The organism is Azotobacter armeniacus (assembly GCF_054779355.1).
The window spans coordinates 16,936-34,677 of the sequence record NZ_BAAGYK010000026.1 but is presented as its reverse complement, the minus strand read 5'-3'; the positions used below and the strand labels follow the sequence as shown (position 1 = coordinate 34,677).

18 protein-coding genes, 1 pseudogene and 2 CRISPR repeat arrays are annotated in these 17,742 nt (G+C 65.1%); of the genes and pseudogenes, 11 read left to right on the top strand and 8 right to left on the bottom strand.

Annotated elements, in window-relative coordinates; all coding sequences use genetic code 11:
• The first annotated feature begins 9 nt into the window (after positions 1-9).
• From csm2 to cas2 (ACYVD0_RS05635), 10 genes are all read left to right on the top strand, one after another.
• A complete protein-coding gene (gene csm2 / locus ACYVD0_RS05680; RefSeq protein WP_460425905.1) occupies positions 10-462 on the top strand; it encodes a type III-A CRISPR-associated protein Csm2 in 453 nt (150 codons plus the stop codon).
• Positions 463-492: 30 nt separating this feature from the next.
• Positions 493-1,203 carry a type III-A CRISPR-associated RAMP protein Csm3 gene (csm3, locus tag ACYVD0_RS05675; protein WP_460425904.1) on the top strand — a complete coding sequence of 237 codons (711 nt, stop codon included), beginning with the start codon at positions 493-495 and terminating at the stop codon, positions 1,201-1,203.
• A gap of 10 nt (positions 1,204-1,213) precedes the next feature.
• Positions 1,214-2,200 (top strand): type III-A CRISPR-associated RAMP protein Csm4, encoded by a 987-nt coding sequence (csm4, locus tag ACYVD0_RS05670; protein ID WP_460425903.1) that lies wholly within the window; start codon positions 1,214-1,216, stop codon positions 2,198-2,200.
• Positions 2,197-3,807: an RAMP superfamily CRISPR-associated protein gene (locus tag ACYVD0_RS05665; protein ID WP_460425902.1), complete on the top strand. Its 1,611-nt coding sequence runs from the start codon at positions 2,197-2,199 to the stop codon at positions 3,805-3,807. The genes csm4 and ACYVD0_RS05665 overlap by 4 nt, the downstream gene beginning before the upstream one ends.
• Positions 3,804-4,721 (top strand): CRISPR system precrRNA processing endoribonuclease RAMP protein Cas6, encoded by a 918-nt coding sequence (gene cas6, locus ACYVD0_RS05660; RefSeq protein ID WP_460425901.1) that lies wholly within the window; start codon positions 3,804-3,806, stop codon positions 4,719-4,721. Before ACYVD0_RS05665 ends, cas6 begins: the two co-directional genes overlap by 4 nt.
• Positions 4,722-5,936: a PDDEXK family nuclease gene (locus ACYVD0_RS05655; protein ID WP_460425900.1), complete on the top strand. Its 1,215-nt coding sequence runs from the start codon at positions 4,722-4,724 to the stop codon at positions 5,934-5,936.
• A gap of 77 nt (positions 5,937-6,013) precedes the next feature.
• Positions 6,014-6,398: direct repeats of the CRISPR family, unit length 36 nt; unit sequence GTTTGAACTGAGCCCTGATTGATAAGGGATTAAGAC.
• 178 nt (positions 6,399-6,576) lie between these two features.
• Positions 6,577-6,861, top strand: coding sequence for a CRISPR-associated endonuclease Cas2 (cas2, locus tag ACYVD0_RS05650; protein WP_460425899.1), 285 nt, complete (start codon positions 6,577-6,579; stop codon positions 6,859-6,861).
• Positions 6,862-6,884: 23 nt separating this feature from the next.
• Positions 6,885-7,880, top strand: a complete 996-nt coding sequence (gene cas1 / locus ACYVD0_RS05645; RefSeq protein ID WP_460425898.1) for a CRISPR-associated endonuclease Cas1 — start codon at positions 6,885-6,887, stop codon at positions 7,878-7,880.
• The gene (locus ACYVD0_RS05640; protein WP_460425897.1) at positions 7,852-8,640 is read left to right on the top strand and encodes a CRISPR-associated endonuclease Cas1; all 789 of its coding nucleotides are present in this window, start codon (positions 7,852-7,854) and stop codon (positions 8,638-8,640) included. The genes cas1 and ACYVD0_RS05640 overlap by 29 nt, the downstream gene beginning before the upstream one ends.
• Positions 8,637-8,912 (top strand): CRISPR-associated endonuclease Cas2, encoded by a 276-nt coding sequence (gene cas2 / locus ACYVD0_RS05635; protein WP_460425896.1) that lies wholly within the window; start codon positions 8,637-8,639, stop codon positions 8,910-8,912. Before ACYVD0_RS05640 ends, cas2 (ACYVD0_RS05635) begins: the two co-directional genes overlap by 4 nt.
• 155 nt (positions 8,913-9,067) lie before the next feature.
• A CRISPR array of direct repeats spans positions 9,068-9,657; the repeat unit is 36 nt; unit sequence GTTTGAATTGAGCCCTGTTTGATAAGGGATTAGGAC.
• A gap of 65 nt (positions 9,658-9,722) precedes the next feature.
• Here cas2 (ACYVD0_RS05635) and ACYVD0_RS05630 read toward each other — a convergent pair.
• Together ACYVD0_RS05630 and csx16 are read right to left on the bottom strand one after the other, a co-directional pair.
• On the bottom strand, positions 9,723-10,574 hold the full coding sequence (locus tag ACYVD0_RS05630; RefSeq protein ID WP_460425895.1) for a hypothetical protein: 852 nt from the start codon (positions 10,572-10,574) through the stop codon (positions 9,723-9,725).
• The gene (gene csx16 / locus ACYVD0_RS05625) at positions 10,559-10,864 is read right to left on the bottom strand and encodes a CRISPR-associated protein Csx16 (RefSeq protein WP_460425894.1); all 306 of its coding nucleotides are present in this window, start codon (positions 10,862-10,864) and stop codon (positions 10,559-10,561) included. The genes ACYVD0_RS05630 and csx16 overlap by 16 nt, the downstream gene beginning before the upstream one ends.
• 156 nt (positions 10,865-11,020) lie before the next feature.
• On the opposite strand from csx16, the gene csm6 reads away from it, so the two are divergent.
• On the top strand, positions 11,021-12,253 hold the full coding sequence (gene csm6 / locus ACYVD0_RS05620; protein WP_460425893.1) for a CRISPR-associated ring nuclease Csm6: 1,233 nt from the start codon (positions 11,021-11,023) through the stop codon (positions 12,251-12,253).
• Here csm6 and ACYVD0_RS05615 read toward each other — a convergent pair.
• From ACYVD0_RS05615 to ACYVD0_RS05590, 6 genes and pseudogenes are all read right to left on the bottom strand, one after another.
• Positions 12,187-13,386, bottom strand: coding sequence for an FHA domain-containing protein (locus ACYVD0_RS05615; RefSeq protein ID WP_460425892.1), 1,200 nt, complete (start codon positions 13,384-13,386; stop codon positions 12,187-12,189). The genes csm6 and ACYVD0_RS05615 overlap by 67 nt on opposite strands.
• A 450-nt stretch (positions 13,387-13,836) precedes the next feature.
• Positions 13,837-14,067, bottom strand: coding sequence for a hypothetical protein (locus ACYVD0_RS05610; RefSeq protein WP_460425891.1), 231 nt, complete (start codon positions 14,065-14,067; stop codon positions 13,837-13,839).
• 443 nt (positions 14,068-14,510) lie between these two features.
• Positions 14,511-15,815: pseudogene (locus ACYVD0_RS05605) on the bottom strand (IS1380 family transposase).
• A 512-nt stretch (positions 15,816-16,327) separates the two neighbouring features.
• Positions 16,328-16,558 carry a hypothetical protein gene (locus tag ACYVD0_RS05600; RefSeq protein ID WP_460425890.1) on the bottom strand — a complete coding sequence of 77 codons (231 nt, stop codon included), beginning with the start codon at positions 16,556-16,558 and terminating at the stop codon, positions 16,328-16,330.
• A gap of 181 nt (positions 16,559-16,739) precedes the next feature.
• Positions 16,740-16,970, bottom strand: coding sequence for a hypothetical protein (locus ACYVD0_RS05595; RefSeq protein ID WP_460425889.1), 231 nt, complete (start codon positions 16,968-16,970; stop codon positions 16,740-16,742).
• A gap of 425 nt (positions 16,971-17,395) precedes the next feature.
• Positions 17,396-17,656, bottom strand: coding sequence for a transposase (locus ACYVD0_RS05590; protein WP_460425947.1), 261 nt, complete (start codon positions 17,654-17,656; stop codon positions 17,396-17,398).
• Between the last annotated feature and the right edge of the window lie 86 nt (positions 17,657-17,742).

Below are 17,742 nucleotides of genomic sequence, written 5' to 3'. Positions count from 1 at the left end.
GCCCCGTTCATGAGCTACCAAGGCAATCACCGCAACAACGGCCAGGGCGGTCCGTGCGCCCCGCAAGGCCCGGACATCGAGCTGCGCGGCATCGACCTCAAGACCCCCTCGGTCAGCCTGTTCGACGCCGACGCCGAACGGATCGCGAAGAAAATCGCCCAGCCCCAGCAGCGCGAGGCCAACAAGGCCAGCCAACTGCGCGGTTTCTATGACGAAATCGTCATGTGGGAGCAGCGCGCCCGGCGCATGAGCACCGACGAGTTCGCCCAGCACCTGCCGCTAATCCGCATGCTCAACGCCAAGGTGGCCTACGCCAAGGGCCGCAAGCTGGTCGACGACAACTTCTTCGAACTGATGCGCCACTGCCTCGGCCAGGTCAACGACTACCGGAGCCTGCGCCACTGCAAGCTGTTCTTCGAGGCCTTCATGGGCTTCTTCAAGGTCTACGGCGACAACAAATAAGCGCCCACCGCACGGAACAAGGAATCCCCCATGCAACTGAACGACATCCGCACCCTGCAAGGCAGCCTGGAACTGGTCAGCGGCCTGCACATCGGCGCCGGCAACCAGGAGATGCACATCGGCGGCCTGGACAACCCGGTGATCAAGCATCCCTACACCCAGGAGCCCTACATCCCCGGCTCCAGCCTCAAGGGGCGCATGCGCAGCCTGCTGGAATGGCGTGCCGGGGTGGTCGGCGAGTGCCAGGGCAAGCCGGTCTCGGCCAGGGCCCTGCGCGAGCTGCAGGGCGCCAAACTAGCCGCCGCCGGGCAGATCGCCTGCCTCTTCGGCCTTTCCGGCGACGCCGACGACGGCACCACCGCGCGCCTCGGCCCGACCCGCCTGTCCTTCTGGGATTGCGCCCTGGCCCGCGACTGGCTCAGCGAACGTCAGCCCGGCGAACTGCTCACCGAAACCAAGAGCGAGAACCTGATCGACCGCATCCGCGGCGTGGCCGAGCACCCGCGGCAGACCGAGCGCGTCCCGGCCGGCGCGCGCTTCGACTTCCGCCTCACCGTCAAGCAGCTGGACGGCGATTCCGCCGAACTGCTCGATGTGGTCCTGGCCGGCCTCAAGCTGCTCGAACTGGACGGCATCGGCGGCTCCAGCTCGCGCGGCTACGGCAAGATCCGCTTCGCCGGCCTGCACCTCGACGGCGAAGACATTCAGACCCGCTTCGACGCCACCCAGCCCTTCGCCTGAGGACACCGGCATGCGCCACCGCCTGTACCGCATCCGCATCCGGCCGCTGACCGCCTTCGCCACCCCGCTGCGCGGCGACACCCTGTTCGGCCAGAGCTGCTGGACCCTGCGCCACGCCCTCGGCGAGGCGGCGCTCGGCGAACTGCTGCACGGCTATACCGAGGGCCGGCCCTTCCTGGTGCTGTCCGACGCCTTTCCTGCCGGCTACCTGCCGCGCCCGGAGGTGCCGCTCGGCCTGCTCGGCTACGACCTCGGCGACCCCGAGCAACGCAAGAAGATCAAGGCCCAGCGCTGGATCGACCAGGCCGCTCTCGCCCGGCCGCTGCACGACTGGCATCGCTTCGCCGGCAGCGACCGCGACATCGCCCGCCTGATCGGCCGCGACGACGCCGAACGCAGCCAGCCGCTCAGCCTGCGGCAGGCCCGCGGCCACAACAGCCTGAACCGCCTGACCGGTACCACCGGCAAGGGCGACGGCTTCGCGCCCTACGAGCGCGAACTGATCTGGCATCACCCAGCCCTGGAGGTGGAGCTGTACGCCTGCTGCGACGAACGCCTGGACGAAACCGCCCTCGCCGACCTGCTGACCCGCCTCGGCAGCCACGGCTACGGCAAGGACGCCAGCGCCGGGCTCGGCAAGTTCGTCGTCGCCGCGCTGCAGGAACACGCCTGGCCGCACCCCGCCGCCGCCAACGCCTGGCTGACCCTGGCGCCCTGCGCGCCCCAGGGCGGCGCCTGGCAAACCGAACACTGCTACTACCGCCCCCACGTGCGCTTCGGCCGCCACGGCGACCAGGCCGTGCAGGCTGGCAGCCCCTACAAGAACCCCTTGCTGCTGGCCGACAGCGCCGCCCTGCTCACTCCAGCCACGCCACCCGCCGACCAGGTGTTCTGCGGCCAGGGCCTGAGCGGCCTGTCCCTGACCATCGCCGGCACCGTGCACCAGGGCTACGCCCCGGTGGTCGCGGTCGCCCTGGACACCGGAGCCCGTCCATGAAGCCCCCCTTCCAGCACATCCCCTGCCGCCTCAGCACCCTGAGCCCGCTGCACCTGGGCTGCGGCGAGGACTACCAGCCCACCGGCTACGTGATCCGCGACGGCTACCTGCACGCCTTCGCCGATCACCAACTGATCCGCGCCCTCGGCGCCGCCGGCGTCAACAAGCTGGCGCAACTGGCAGCCAAGGGCGACGACGAATCCCTGCGCGCCATCCAGCGGGAAATCCACCAGCAGACCGAGCGCCTGGTCCCCCTCGCCAGCCACAGCGTCTGGGTCCAGCCGGGCATCGCCAACCTCTACGACAGCCGCGTCGGCCAGGTCGCCCAGCGCGAGCAGGGCGGTCGCAAGAGCCACAACCAGCTGGAAATCCGCCGCACCTTCCATACCCCCTTCGACCAGCAGCCGGTGATTCCCGGCAGCGCCGTCAAGGGCGCCATCCGCACCGCCTGGCTGGACCAGCTCAACGACGGTGCCAAGGCCCAGCCCCAGGAAAAGGCCGGCGATCTGCAAAAGCGTCTGCTCGACTACCGCCAGGTCGACGAAGACCCCTTCTACCTGCTCAAGGTCAGCGACGCTGCCTACCGCCACGAACTGCCGGCCGGCGAGATCTGGTACTCGGTCAGCCGCAAGCGCAATCCGCAGCCGGAGCGCCAGCCGGCCGCCATCTACAATCAGCTCGAATGCATCGGCGCCGCCCGCCTGCATGCCTTCGAACTGGACCTGCGCCTGCTCGACGGCAGCCTGCGCCAGACCAGCCGGCGCGTACCGCAGACCCTGGCCGAGCTGGCCACCAGCTGCAACCGCTACTACCTGCCACGGCTGCGCCGCGAGCTGTACCAGCTCGGCGAACAGCGGGACTACCTCGACCGGCAGTGGTGCAAGACCATGGGCCGCCTGCTCGACGGCGAACTCGGCGCAGCCCTGGAAGGCAACCGCGCCATCCTCCTGCGCCTCGGCAGGCACAGCGGCGCCGAGGACAAGACCCTCGACGGCTTGCGCCAGATCAAGATCCTCACCGGCAAGAAGGACGGCCGCATGACCTCGGAAAACCGTGCCAACACCACCGAAATCCGCCTGGCCGCCGCCGACAAAAACCAGCAGCAGGGCCTGCTGCCCTTCGGCTGGGTGCTGCTGGAGTTCGCCGACGCGCCGTTGCCGCAGACCCATGCCGCCCTCGACGAACTGGCCGCGCCCGCCCGCCAGCGCGCTGCCGGCCTGCAACGCTGGCAGCAGCTGCGCGAACAGGCCCGCCTTGAAGCCGAACGCAGCATCGCCGAGGCCCGCGAACGCGAAGCCGCCCGCGCCGCCGAACGCGAAGCCGAAGTCCGCCGCGCCGAAGCGCTGGCGCAACTCAGCGACGAACAGCGGCGCATCGCCGGGCTGGCCGAACGACTGGCCGGCGACCAGGCCAGCCGCGGCAAGGGCCTCGGCAGCCCGCTCGGCCAGGAGCTGCGCGAAACCATACTGGCCGCCGAAAACTGGAGCACGCCGGACAAGTCCGCCCTGCGCGACCTGCTCGGCCACTGCTTCGAGCACCTCGGCGTCGACCGCCGCAAGAACGCCAAGGTCAAGGAGCTCTGGCAGAGACTGGGAGAAAGCGCATGAGCCTGCCCGTTGCCCGCTACCGCTTCCGCGTCCGAGTGCTCGACGCCCTGCGCCTGCCCGACTACGCCGGCTCGCTGCTGCGCGGCGCCTTCGGTCATGCCCTGCGGCGCATCGCCTGCATGACCCGCCTGAACGACTGCAACCAGTGCCCGCTGCAGGCCACCTGTCCCTACCCGCTGATCTTCGAAGCGCCCGCCCCGAGCGAACGCCACAGCCTGCTGCTCACCCGCGCGCCCAATCCCTACGTCATCGAGCCGCCGGCTCCCGGCGCGCGGGTTCTGGAAGGCGGGGAAAGCTTCGAGTTCGCCATGATCCTCATCGGCCAGGCGCTCGGGCAGCTGCCGCTGATCGCCCTCGCCTGGGAAAGCGCTCTCGCCCAAGGACTCGGCAAGGCACGCAGCCGCTGCCTGCTGCTCGAAGTGCACTGCGAGGACGACCCCGAGCCGGTCTACCGCGCCGGCCACAACCAGCTGCGCGAGCACCGCCCGCAGCCGCTGCCGCCGCCGGCCGCCGGCCGGCACCTGCGCCTGCAGCTGCTTACCCCGCTGCGCCTGCAGAAGGACGGCCAGCGTGTCGGCCGCCGCGAGCTGGACGCCCGCACCCTGCTCGTCGCCCTGGCCCGCCGCGAACAGGCCCTGCGCGACCTGCACCAGCCCGATCAGCCGCGCATCGACTTCCCGGCCCTCGTCGAACGCGCCGCGCACATCGAGCTGCAGAGCGAGCTGCGCTGGTTCGACTGGACCCGCTACTCCAACCGCCAGCAGCAGGAAATGACCCTCGGCGGCCTACTCGGCGAGCTGCGCCTGTCCGGCGAACTGGACGAGCTGTTACCCTTGCTGCACCTCGGCCAGTGGCTGCACCTGGGCAAGAACGCCACCTTCGGCCTCGGCCACTATCGGATACAGGCGGCTTGAATGGATATTCATCTGTGCATCGTCACCGGCCAACCGCTGGCCAACCTGATTCCGCTCCTGCAGGAACGGCCCGAGCGCGTCGTCCTGCTGGTCTCCGCGCCCATGCGCGCCGAGGCCGGGCGCTTCGCCCGCGCTCTTCAGCAGGCCGGGTGGAAAATCGACGACATCGAACGCATCGACGGCCTGCCGGAAAACGGCTACGACGCTCTGCGCCTGTTCGCCATGGAAGTCGAGGAAGGCCTGCGCAGCCGCCATCCCCTGGCACGCCTGCACTACAACGCCACCGGCGGCAACAAGCTCATGGCCCTGGCCTTCTTCGACGTCTTCGCCCACGGCGGCCAGCGCATCTACTACACCGACACCCGCCACCAGCGCCTCGAACAACTGCACCCCGCCGGCGAACGCGAGCAGCCGATGCACAGCGTTCTCGACCTCACCCTCTGCCTCAAGGCCGAAGGCAAGACCCTGCGCCAGCGTCTGGACCGGGATGAGCACTGGCTGGAACAGGCCCGGCAGCGCAAGCCGCTCAGCCGTCTGCTCGGTGAAAATGCCGAAGAGCTGGCCGGCCTGATCGGCCAGTTCAACCGGCAACTGGCCGACGAACGCCAGTCCATCCCCGTGCTGCAACTGGCCCATGCGCCGCGCGGCCTCTGGCGGGAGGCCCTGCTCCAGGCCGAAAGGCTCGATCTGCTGCAGAGCGAACATGGCGACGACTGCCGCTTCCGCCCGAGCGGCGAAAGCGCCCGGCGCTACCTGACCGGCGGCTGGCTGGAAGAGTTCGTCTGGCACGGCGCCCGCGACCAGGGTGCCGAAGAAGTGGCCATCGGCCTGCAATTCACCGATGACAGCGCCCCAGGCGCCGACCTTCGCAACGAGATGGACGTCGCCATCCTGCACCACAACCGCCTGCTGCTGATCGAATGCAAGTCGGGCGCCCTCGGCAACAACGACCAGCGCGACGCGGAGATCATCTACAAACTGGACAGCCTGGCCACCCAGGCCGGCGGCGCCCTTGGCGAACGCCTGCTGGTCAGCGCCCAGCCGCTGCACCACGAAACCCGCGCCGGCCGCAAGGTGGACACCCGCGCCCGTGCCGGCAGCCACGCCATCCGTACCTGCGAGGCCGCCCAGCTCAGGGAACTGCGCCACTGGCTGCGCACCTGGCTGGCCGAAGGCAGCTGGCCAGCAACCGCCCAGGACCCGATCAAAAAATGAGCAACTTTCCAAAACCCGGAACTTCCGCCAACCCCATCTGCAACCTATTGATTTGGAAGGCGAAAATCGACGAGACTGTTTGAACTGAGCCCTGATTGATAAGGGATTAAGACGCTGTCTCAGGCTCCGGCATCACTGCTCCGATAGTTTGAACTGAGCCCTGATTGATAAGGGATTAAGACTTCGACGTTGTTCATCAGTCTTCTCCTTGGTGGCGTTTGAACTGAGCCCTGATTGATAAGGGATTAAGACTCCGGCACGATCTGCGCATTCTCCGCGAACAGCGGTTTGAACTGAGCCCTGATTGATAAGGGATTAAGACTTGTCTAGCAGGTAGCAGGCAAACACAGCCGCGCCGTTTGAACTGAGCCCTGATTGATAAGGGATTAAGACCAGATGCTCCAAGCCCATTCGCCAACCACGATGGTTTGAACCGAGCCCTGATTGATAAGGGATTTAGACAACTCAGGTTCCCGTCGCAGTCGCGCTTCAGGGTCAGTTTGAACCGAGCCCTGACTGATAAGGGATACCTCACCCATCCACGAAACGACCTCCCTCCGCCCCGCCTGACAAGCTTGTCACCAGACTCTCGCCATCCCCGCGCTGGCATGCTCTCCGCAAATGCCACGGAGCCACCGCCATGAGCCAGCGCCAGTTGTTCATCGCCGCCTACGACATCCGCGAACCCAGGCGTCTGCGTCGCTGCCTGCACATCCTCAAGGACTACGCCTGCGGCGGGCAGAAGTCGGTGTTCGAGTGCTACCTGAGCACCGCCGAGCGCCACGAGTTGCTCGAACGCATGGCCGGCACCATGGATCTGGACGAGGACCGCTTCCTCATCGCGCCACTGCCGGCCGAAGCCAGCGTCTACACGCTCGGCATCGCCGTGCCGCCCAGCGATCCCGAGTTCTATTACGTCGGCTGACCAGCCGCCAACGGAGGGCCAGCATGCGCCAGCTCTACATCGACCGCCGCGACACCCGCCTAGAGGTGGAAGCCGGGCGCCTGCTCATCCGCGTGCCGGACTGCCCGCGCGCCACCAGCCTGCCCCTGGCGCAGTTGGAGTCCGTGACCATCGGCGCCAACACCGAGTTCTCCAGCCGGGTGCTGCAAGCCCTGACCAGGCATGGCGTGCGTCTGGTGCTGCTGCAGGGACGCGGCCAGCAGGCCGTCACTCTCACCGAACCCTACCGCCACGGCCATGCCCAGCGCCGGGTCCGCCAGTACGCCCTGAGCCTGGACACGGCCTGGCTTACCGATGCGGCGCGCCGCCTGGTGCGCGCCAAGCTGTATCGCCAATGGCGCCAGCTACGCCGCTGGCAAGTGGCCCGCCCGGACCAGCGCCTGGCTCTGCACCGCGCGGCCCGGCAGTTGCGCGAGCTGCTGGAAAGTAGCCGCGGGGCCGACAGACGCGAGGCATTGCTCGGCATCGAGGGTGCAGCGGCAGCGGCCTACTTCGCCGGTTTCGCCGCCGTCGTGGCGCCCGCCTGGGGCTTTACCCGCCGCCAGCGCCGACCGCCGCCGGACCCGGTCAACGCCCTGCTTTCGCTGGCTTACAGCATGCTCCACGGCGATGCCGTACATGCCCTGTGCAGCGCCGGCCTAGACCCGTCGCTGGGCTTCCTGCACCGGCCGGCCTGGTCGCGCGAATCCCTGGCCTGCGACCTGGTCGAACTCTGGCGCTGCCCCGCCGACGCCTGGGCCTGGGAGCTGCTGCGCGAGCGACAGCTGCGGCCCGAGCACTTCAGCCAGCCCCAGCCCGGCACCTGCCTGCTGGACAAGCAGGGCCGGCAGGTCTTCTACCCAGCCTGGGAAGTCCAGGCGCGGGAATGGCGCAAGGCCATGCGCCAGACCGCAAGCGCCTGGGCCGAAGAGCTGCTGGCACTTCCCCTGCAACTTCCCGAGGGCTTGACCGATGAGTACCAGACGGACACTGCTGATTGAGCTGGACCGGGTGGCCAGCCTGCGCCGCGACGGCCCGGCCCTGCGCCTGGCCCTGCGCGGACGCAGCGAGCAATGGTTCCCCTTGCGCCGCCTCAGCCGCATTCTCTGCAGCGGCGACCCCGCGCCGCATTTCGCCACCCTGCTCTGGTGCTCGGGCGAAGGCATCCCGGTGAGCTTTCTGACTGCCAACGGCAAGCTGATCGCCCAGCTGTTGCATCCCGGCGGCCTGCCCTCCCCGCTGCATCACTGGCTGGAGGCGAAGGATTGCGACCCCGACCTGCAGCAGGCCTGGCAGGACTGGCACGACAACCTGCTGGCCCACTGGTATGCCGAACTGGGCATGCGCCACGGCACGCCGGCCCTGCGCCGACAACGGCTGGCCAACCTCGCCGGCCAGCTGGCCGCCCGCCTCGGCCTGCGCGGACAATTGCGCCAGCATCAGCCGGCACTGCACGCCCTGGCCCGCAGCGCCATCGAGGATGCCCTGCTGGCCCGCCGGCTGTCCCTGTTCAGCCAGCCGGTCGGCCAGCTGGTGGACGCGCTGGAGCAACCGCTGGTCAACCTGGCGCAGCTGAAGTTGCTCGAATACTGGAGCGACAGCAGTCGCAGCCCAGACGGCTCCCCGCACGCCAACCTATTGCGCGCCTGGCAAGGCTGGGGCATGGACCTGCGCATCGAGCGCGCCCTGCGCCTGCTGGAGCAGCAGCTGGAACGCACCGCGCTCTTTCAGGACGCCCCACTGGAGGCCCATCAACCATGACGCCCGCCACCTACCTGCTGTGCTACGACATCTGCGACCCACGGCGCCTGGTGCGGGTCTTCCGCACCTGCTGCAAGGTCGCCGTGCCCTACCAGTATTCGGTCTTCGTGCTGACCGCCACACGGGACGACCTCGACGCCCTGATCGTGCGCATCGCCCGGCTGATCGACGCGACCGAGGACGACGTGCGCGTCTACCGCCTGCGCGATCCGCAAAGCATCCAGCGCCTCGGCGAAGCCGTCCTGCCTCATGAAATCCTCGCCCTGCGCTGACCGCCCTTGCCTGCCGCCCGGCAACAGGGCAGACTCGGGGACGGTCGATACCGATGCCGAGCTGTTTAAAAAATGAGCAATTTTTCGAAAAACCGAATTCCCGGCAACCCCCTTTGCAACCTATTGATTGTAAAGGGGAAAATTGGCTAGTTGGGGTTTGAATTGAGCCCTGTTTGATAAGGGATTAGGACCGGATGTCTTTGCCGAATGTGCTACCCGTCTGGTTTGAATTGAGCCCTGTTTGATAAGGGATTAGGACAAGGGAAAGGGACCAGGCTCGAAGACGGCAAAGTTTGAATTGAGCCCTGTTTGATAAGGGATTAGGACGTTGACGGGATGGCCGAATCTTTGTCGTCCGGCTGTTTGAATTGAGCCCTGTTTGATAAGGGATTAGGACTGCTTGCTGTCCAGCAGCATGATGGCGAACACTTGTTTGAATTGAGCCCTGTTTGATAAGGGATTAGGACCGGGCGATGTCTCCCCAATAAGGGTCAAGGGCTGGTTTGAATTGAGCCCTGTTTGATAAGGGATTAGGACAAGTCCGCATGCGCATGGTGTGATTCCTTTCTGTTTGAATTGAGCCCTGTTTGATAAGGGATTAGGACACAGTGCCGGCGGGGCGGAAGAACAAATTCCGGGGTTGAATTGAGCCCTGTTTGATAAGGGATTAGGACGCCGGATCGAGCGTGTCGTACTCGTCGAGCACGAAGTTTGAATTGAGCCCTGTTTGATAAGGGATGCCGAAACGCAAAAAGCCCATCCGGCCAATAGCCTGGATGGGCTTCCTTTTTTACAGGCGGGAGGCGATGGTCAGCGGCTCGGGCGGATGGCCTCCACCATATATTCCTGCACGCACCAGCCACGCTCGTCGCAACGGGCATACTGCAGGCTGAGTTCGTTGTGCAGCGTGGCGAAGGCCGCTGCCATGCTGTAGGGCTTCTGTCCGCCGGTGGCGTCGATGACGATCTCGTCGGCCGCGATGCCCTCGCCGTCCAGCCGCCGCTCCAGGCGGATGAGCACCTGGTAGATACGGTGCAGATCGCTGCCGTCCCGGACCGGGCATTCGTCCATGCGGAGCCCTGGGATCAGTTCGCCCAGCAGCTCGACCAGCGGCCCGGAACTCGCCTGCGACTCCGGCGTCACCAGCAGGTAGAGGCGCTCCAGGCGCTGCAGATGGGCATGCACCCCGCGCAGCAGGGGTTCGCCATTCCAGGCCGGCTGCCCCGCCAGGTGGGCGAACAGGTTCTCCAGGCTGCGCGCCTCGGCCGGCCAGGATGCCAGCGCCTGCCGCAACGCCTCCAGCGGAACCGGGTCCAGACGCGAGAGCATGGCCACCAGCACCCGGCGCGGCCGCACCGACTGCGGTGCCGCCACCTCCTGCACCAGCGGACGGCGCAATCGCCCGAGAGCGGCCATCGACGAAGCCAGCAGCACCAGCACGAGCAGTGCCAGGGGCAACAGCCACAGCCAGAATCCCAACCCTTGGGCATGCGGCCCCACTGCCTGCCGCTCATAGAGCTCCGGCCACCAGGGGGAGAAGAGATCCGGCAGCACCGGGGTGCCGTTCAGGCCGTCGGTCACCCAGCCCAGCGCCATCAGGCTGAACAGCGACAATGCCACGGTCGGCAGGTCGCGCAGCCAGCGCTTCACTCGGCGCCGCATGCTATCTCCTTCACCTCGAAACAGGCCAGCCGAGCGCCATAGGCGCGCAGCTCGTCCGCCGTCAGCTCGCGGCCGCGCGCCTGTGCCGGCAGATCGACGATCAGGTGCATGTAGCGCGCGCCCCGTGCGCACAGCAGCGCCGCCAGATGCACGGGCAGGCTGCCGCAGACGAGATCGCCGGGCTCGACCAGGCCGGTGTCGAGATGCTCGACGCGCCGATCCACGCGAACCCCCTGCGACTGCAGCCACTCATGGGCACCGGGATGGCGGCTGACAAACCAGGTGGTCATGCTGAACTCCTCTGCAAAGACGCCGATTGTGCCCTTTGCCCGCCACGCCAGCTATCTGGCAAGCTTGCCGGCACAGCCAGAGCGGACGCCCGCTCCGGCGCACGGAGATTGGTGCCGCCCTGCCGCAGGCGGGCGGCGGAGGAGCTCGAACAGCCCATGCAATCCATACTGCTGGCGGTGACCGGCATGTCGCCGCAGGTGATCACCGAAACGCTGTATGCCATCCACCGCGAAGGCCTGCCCTGGCCTTCGCGGATCGAGCTGATCACCACCCGTATCGGCGCCGCCAAGGCCCGCCAGGGGTTGCTGGAGCACGGGCATCTGGCCCGTCTATGCAACGAGTTGCGCAGGCCGCTGCCTGTGCTGGACGAGCGGCAGTCATGGGTGGTCAGCACGCCGGATGGCCAGCCGGTCGACGACGCCCGCAACCTGGAGGATCACGAGGCTCTGGCGGACTTCATCCTGGCCAGGGTGCGCGACCTCACGGCCGATCCGCGGAGCAGCCTGCACGCCTCGCTTGCCGGGGGCCGCAAGACCATGACCTTCTACCTGGGCTATGCCATGAGCCTGTTCGGCCGCGCCCAGGACAAGCTCAGCCATGTGCTGGTCAGCCCCAGTTTCGAAGGCCATCCGGATTTCTATTACCCGAGCCGCGAACAGGCCGCCATCCGCCTGCCCGACGGCAGCCGGTTGGAGCCGGCCCAGGCACAGGTGGAGCTGGCCGACATTCCGTTCATCCGCCATCGCCACAGCCTGCCCGGCCTGCTGCAGGAGGTGGGTACGGAGATCCGCTTCCGCGATCTGGTGCGGTTGATCAACCTAGGCGACCAGCCTGAACTGCTGCACCTGCATCTCGATCTGCAGGCGGCACGGGTGACCGTCACGGACGAACTCGGCCAGACGCTGGCCGCCATCGAGCCGGGACTGCTGGAGCTGGCCTTCTATGCGTTGTGCGTGCGCGCCACGCTGGAGGGCCACAAGGACATCACCCGCCCCGCTCACCGCACGCCCTGCACGGGGCTGCTCAAGTGCCTGCTGGACGAGCTTCTGCCGCTCTGCGGCCTGCCCGCGGGAGGCTCGACCGCCGACCAGTTCGCGGTTCTGGAGGACTGGAACGAGCTGCATGGCCGCTTCAAGGACTCCACGCTGTCGGCGATTGCCGACGGCATCCCGGCCCGCTGGTTCGACCAGCGCAAGAACACCCTGCAGAGCAGCTTCGAACGCCGCCTGCCCGGCAGCATCACCCGCTGGCTGCTGCCGGAAATCATCTGGAGTGAAACGGGCGAACGCCTGCAGCCCGGCAACCGCGTACCGGGCGGCGGCTATGGCATCCCGCTCTGCGAAGGGCAGATCCGCATCAGCGAAGCCGCATCGTTCGAAACCCGGTGACAGCTCCTAGCGAAAGAGCACCACCAGCCCCGCCGCCACCGCCAGCAGCGCTCCGCCGGCCAGCAGGGCCAGCACCAGCCCCGGCTGGAGCCGGCCTGCTCGGGCTGGGGCGCGGCCGCAGCCCGGGCGGCGGTGTGCAGGGGATTGGCGACAGGCGAGCGGCCGCTCGCCTTGGGTTTCTCCGGCTTGGGCAGGTCGGCCGCTTCCATGAACAGCGTGGCGTCCTCGGTCTGCTGCACCTCGACTTTGGGGCCGATCACCAGCAGGGTCACCGAGCCCATGCGCACCTGGTCGCCGGGCTGCAGGACGGCGTTTTCAATCCGCTTGCGGTTGACGTAGAGGCCGTTGGCCGAAGCCAGGTCCTTGATTTCCAGTACATCGCCCTTGAGGAAGAACTCGCCGTGACGGCGCGACAGTTCGGGGTCGCCGAAGCACAGCTCGCCCTTGTGGCTGGCCAGGTCGCCACCGGGAAGGTACTCCATGGCCAAGTAGTGGCGACCGTCGGCCAGTTGATCGATGTCATGGATGATGTTGCCGCCCATGCCGACCAGAGCGTCGAGGGTGGCGGCTCCGGCGCACAGCTGCTGGATCTGCGCGTCGCTCAGCTCGCGGGTCAGGCCGTCGCTGCACAGCAACAGCAGCTCGCCGCTGCCCAGCCGGCCCTGCACCAGCTCCACCTCGAATGCCTGGCGACTCTGGCCAAGGCACTGGGTCACGACGTTGCGCCGGGGATGGCGGCCAGCCTCCTCGGGGGTCAGCCGGCCAGCGTCGATCATCGCCTGCACCCAGCTGTGATCGCAGGTCAGCTGCTCGATGGAGTCGGCGCCAATCCGGTAGGCGCGGCTGTCACCAACCCAGACGAGCTGGAAATCCGCACCCGCAAAGCGCACCGCGACCAGGGTGGTACCCATGCCGTGACTGCCCTCCTCGGCCTCGCCGGCCGTGAGGATGGCAGCATTGGCGCCCTGGATGGCGCCGCGCAGGTCCTGACAGCGGCTGGTCAGCCGGCACAGGGTATCCAGCGCCAGGGCGCTGGCCACCTCGCCGCGCCGGTGGCCGCCCATGCCATCGGCCACCGCCCACAGGCGCAGCCTCGGGCAGCACAGCAGCGCGTCTTCGTTGTGCTCGCGCACCCGGCCCCGTCGCATATCCCAGGCCGGGATCGGGAGACGTGGTGATCGACATGGCTGTAAAAAGGTCTCGATGAAGGCGTTGGCGAGTGGGATCGATGAAAAGATGGCCATTTGCTAGCAGCATACCGCGCCGCCACCACCCAGGCAGCCGGTTGCCGGGCACGACACCGGGAAGGTGAAGGAGCGCACAGTTTGGACAGCGCCTGGCAGCCGATAGCCGCGCCGGCAGGCCCTCCTCGGCCTCGCCCTGCGCGATCAGTCGAGCTGCAGCCGCTCCCAGGCTTCCGGCACACGGGACAGGCCGTATTCCTTGAATTTGAGGTAAGTACCCAAGGCGCTCCCCGGCTAAGCCGGGGAGATTACCTTATTCATTCAATATACAATCGAACTGTCACTCATGTACTCGCCAAGATATACCGCAAAGAAGGGCTATGATGCCCCTCATTGGCGTCAGACGCTAAAATCCAATTCCGGGATATCGGTGAAAACCCCAGAAATTGAAAAATTGGTGGAAACCCCAAGAGCTACAATCTCGGGCAAATTATTCTCAGCCGTGTTGCCGCTGAGCAAGTTACTCTCAGCCGTGTTGCCGCTGAGTAAGCCGTCGTCGCCACTGAAGAGACCATGGTCGGTGGTACCGATGATGCTGTTGAGTGTGTCGCTGAGGATGCCGTTGTCCATTTTTTCTTTCTTCCTTGATGGGAGTTACTGTAACAGCTGTTGCAACATAGTCAGAGAATTTCCGCTTGCCACGAAAATAGGGCACGCATAGTTTTATCCGTTTCTGTAAGGCATACTGATTGGATACTGCTGCCGGCCTCTCAGGCGCAGCTTCAATGAATAGACGGCGATCCAAACATCTTGCAGGTGCATCCCCAAAAGTTGAGGGAAGCACTAAGTAAGATAGTCCTTGAGTTACTTTTCACCACTCTCAAAAGCGGGAAGGTCCTTCCCAGCGCCTAGCCCGGATTTCTCATGAAGCCGGCAGTCATAGGCTGTTGAAGCGGCGGCAAGCCGGCATCTTTCCCTCCATGCCACAAAATGATCGCTTTTCGCTCAATTCCTGCTGACCAGGCGCAGCGCCCCCTTTTCCCCCTTGCGCCGGGCCGGAGGCGCCCGCCTGGTCAGGCCGGCTTGAGACGGGCCATCAGTCCGGCGAAGAGTTCCCGGTGCGGATAGGCTTCGCTGATCAACACCCGGATGCGTCGGCTGTTGCGAATGATCACCGCACCGTTCCTGAGCAGTTTCAGGCGCAGGTTGTGGATGCTCTGGCGGGCCAGTTCGGTGCCTTTGAGATGATCCCGCAACCGTTCGAACAGGACATAGGCGAAGGCCGACAGCATCAGCCGCCACTGGTTGCTCCACCAGCGCGGGCTGGAGGTGCGATCGGCAAACAGATCCAGTTGCTGATCCTTGATGCGGTTTTCCATCTCGCCACGGGCGCAGTAGTCTTCGTAGTACTGCCGGGCGGCATCCTCCACGAAGCGGGAGACCACGATGAAGCGTGGATTGGCGCCCTGCCCGCCTTGCTCCAGGCGGGATACGACGATGCGGCGCCGGCGCCAACTGCCGGCCCGGTAGAGGAAGCGATACACGCCAGACATCTTCTGTCCGGTTGCCTGGTAGGCGTCGGCCACCGCTTGCATGGCAGGAGCCGCCATCCTCTGCAAGCGCGGGTTGCGAGCCAGCCCCACCACATAGTCCACCCGCTTGCGATCGCACCCGTCGAGCAGGCGATGCCGGCAAAAGCCACTGTCGCCGCGAAACACGATGCGGGTAGCGGGCCAGACGCGACGGATGAACTTCACCAGCAGCGCCAGGATGGCCCAGCTGTGCCGGGCGCCGTCGATGTTGCTCGGGCGCAGATAGCTCACCAGCAGATGGCGGCCACAGAAGACATACAGCGGCAGGAAGCAGTAGTGGTCGTAATAGCCGTGGAAGAAGCGGCCCTCCTGATCGCCATGCACCGGCACATCGGTCGCATCGAAATAGAGCATGACCTCGGCGGGTGCCTGGTCATGCTGAGCGATGAAGTGCTCCCACAGCAGGCGATGGGCTTGCACCACCGTTTCGCGATCGGCTTGCTGTTCCAGACCCCCAGGGTGGACTTGCCGGCCAGCGGTTGCGGGCGGTTGACCGCAGTCTGCAGCGCGTAGTCATGGCGCAAGCCGTCATGATCGTTGAGGTCCTCGTAGCCGGCGGCCAGTGCGTAGATGCGTTGGGCGAGCAGCATCGACAACGGGTGCCGGATACGGCCAGGAGCACGCCGACCGGGAACGATCCTGGCCAACCGGCGGGTCAGGCCATGCTGACGGTCGACCTCGCGCAGCAACAACAGCCCCGCGTCCGAAGTGATGTGACCACCGGAGAAAGAGGCCTCGACGAGCCGACGAGAGAGAGGCGAAAAAGTGGAGTTTTTCTGGTGGCATTTTGTGCGCGGCTGAAGACTTATGGGGCTCTGTTTGGCGACAGGAATCATAAGGCTTTCAGCCGTTTCTGTTTAGAGACCCTCTTATGCAGCCGTGAGAAATCCAGGCTAGCAAGGGTTTCCGTCGCGGTGGATACCCCGGCTCAGTTGCTGCCCTTGCGGGCAACCTTGGCGAACACACAGGACCGAACCCGAATCGCGGCCCACGCCGAACAGGTGCGGAAAGTGACAGGAGAGTTGGTGAAGAATGAGAGGGGGCCACCGAAAACGGCGCTGTGCTCGCTTTCGGTAGCGGGCGTCAAACATCCGCCATGGGAGCTTAACTTGTTCCAGGGTGAATGGTCCCGATTCGCTGCTCGGGACCATTCACCCTGCCATTTGCCAGAAAACTACTGGCTGATTGAATCAACCCGGCAAGCTATTAGTGCCTCTTGGTCTGGTCCTGCTCTCCCTGGCTGCCGCCCTGAGCTCTACGCTGCTCTTCCTCTCTCTGTCTACGCTGCTCTTCCTCGGTCAGGTTGCTACGCTGACCTGGTTGACCTTGCTGGCCTTGTTGACCACCTTGCCGGCCTTGTTGCCCTTGCTGGCCTTGTTGACCGCCTTGCTGGCCCTGCTGACCGCCTTGCTGGCCCTGTTGACCGCCTTGCTGGCCTTGTTGCCCACCTTGCTGGCCTTGCTGGCCTTGTTGACCGCCTTGCTGGCCTGCGCTCTGGCCTTGGCCACGTTGGCCTGGTTGGTTTTCATTTTCCGGTTGACGAGTAGCCATGATGAACTCCTGATTCAGTTCGTTCGAGTGTTTGGGCGTGGGCTTAAGTTAATTTTGACTTTTTCTCGCTCAAGCAGCCCCCTGACACATTGGCTGCCCTTGCACTACCTCGCCGCCCTCGTATCCGATTTCCTGATGGAAATCGTGATTGTGAGCCGCCTAAGTGACCTCACCGCCCTTGCGGTATGCCTCATCGACGGTCATTGTGCAGTTGCTTATGTGCAACCCCCCATGAACTTTTTCTTCGCTATTTGATTTTTTCCTTTGCTTGATGAATTCTCGAGCGTGTTGTCCTTTTTTATTATAGTCACCTTTTTGTTTAATCAAGTTTTTGCCATAAAAAAAGGCAATAGCACCACCTCCTTTCCTGCCTGTTCCTCCGACACTCATGCTGCCCCCTGTTTTTTCATGTTACTGCCTGCTTTATTAAGGGCAAGCCGATCGATTAATAGTTTTCTATCGATTAATAGTTCTCTAAAGCAGCCGGTACAATTGATTTGCCTTGGCTGCCTGTATCTCTACCTGTTTAATCTGTGAGCTGCATTGATGCTAACTGATTGAACAGATAACTCATCTCGGTTCTGTCAATCATTTTGAGAATGGGATGACATTTAAAGTTTCCCCATTGCCGACGAACGGATGAAGAAGAGAACTTTAAGAGATTAAAGTTATATTATATTATTTTTATAGCTGTATAAGTAATGTGCCACTGGCGCCTCGGGCGAATAGCTTGCGGTAACACCCGCAGAGCCGGATCCGCACCTTCCAGGCGATGTCGCTTGCGCGTTGCGGAATATCCGCAGGCAACCGTGCCTTCATCGTTGCACTGACCTTCGCCACGAACCGGTAGCACCAGGCCACCTCGTACAACAGGGAGGCAGTACGCGGTTGTCTTGCCTCGTGATACCGCGGGGCCGTATGGACGCCCCGCTCGAATGTTCGCCGGGCACCTGGCCAAGGTAGGCCATGAGGTCTCGCGGCGACTCGAAGCGCGAGAAGTCGCCGATCTCGGCAACGATGCTGACGGCAATGACCGGAGCGACTCCGCATAGGTGGTGTGTATCGAGGACTGGCAGGTGCGGAATATGTCCAGCTCAGCCAAGGGCAGCGCCGAGCAACCGGGAAAGCAGGTCAGGGCCAGATCCGGCCTGAACCAGTCCCT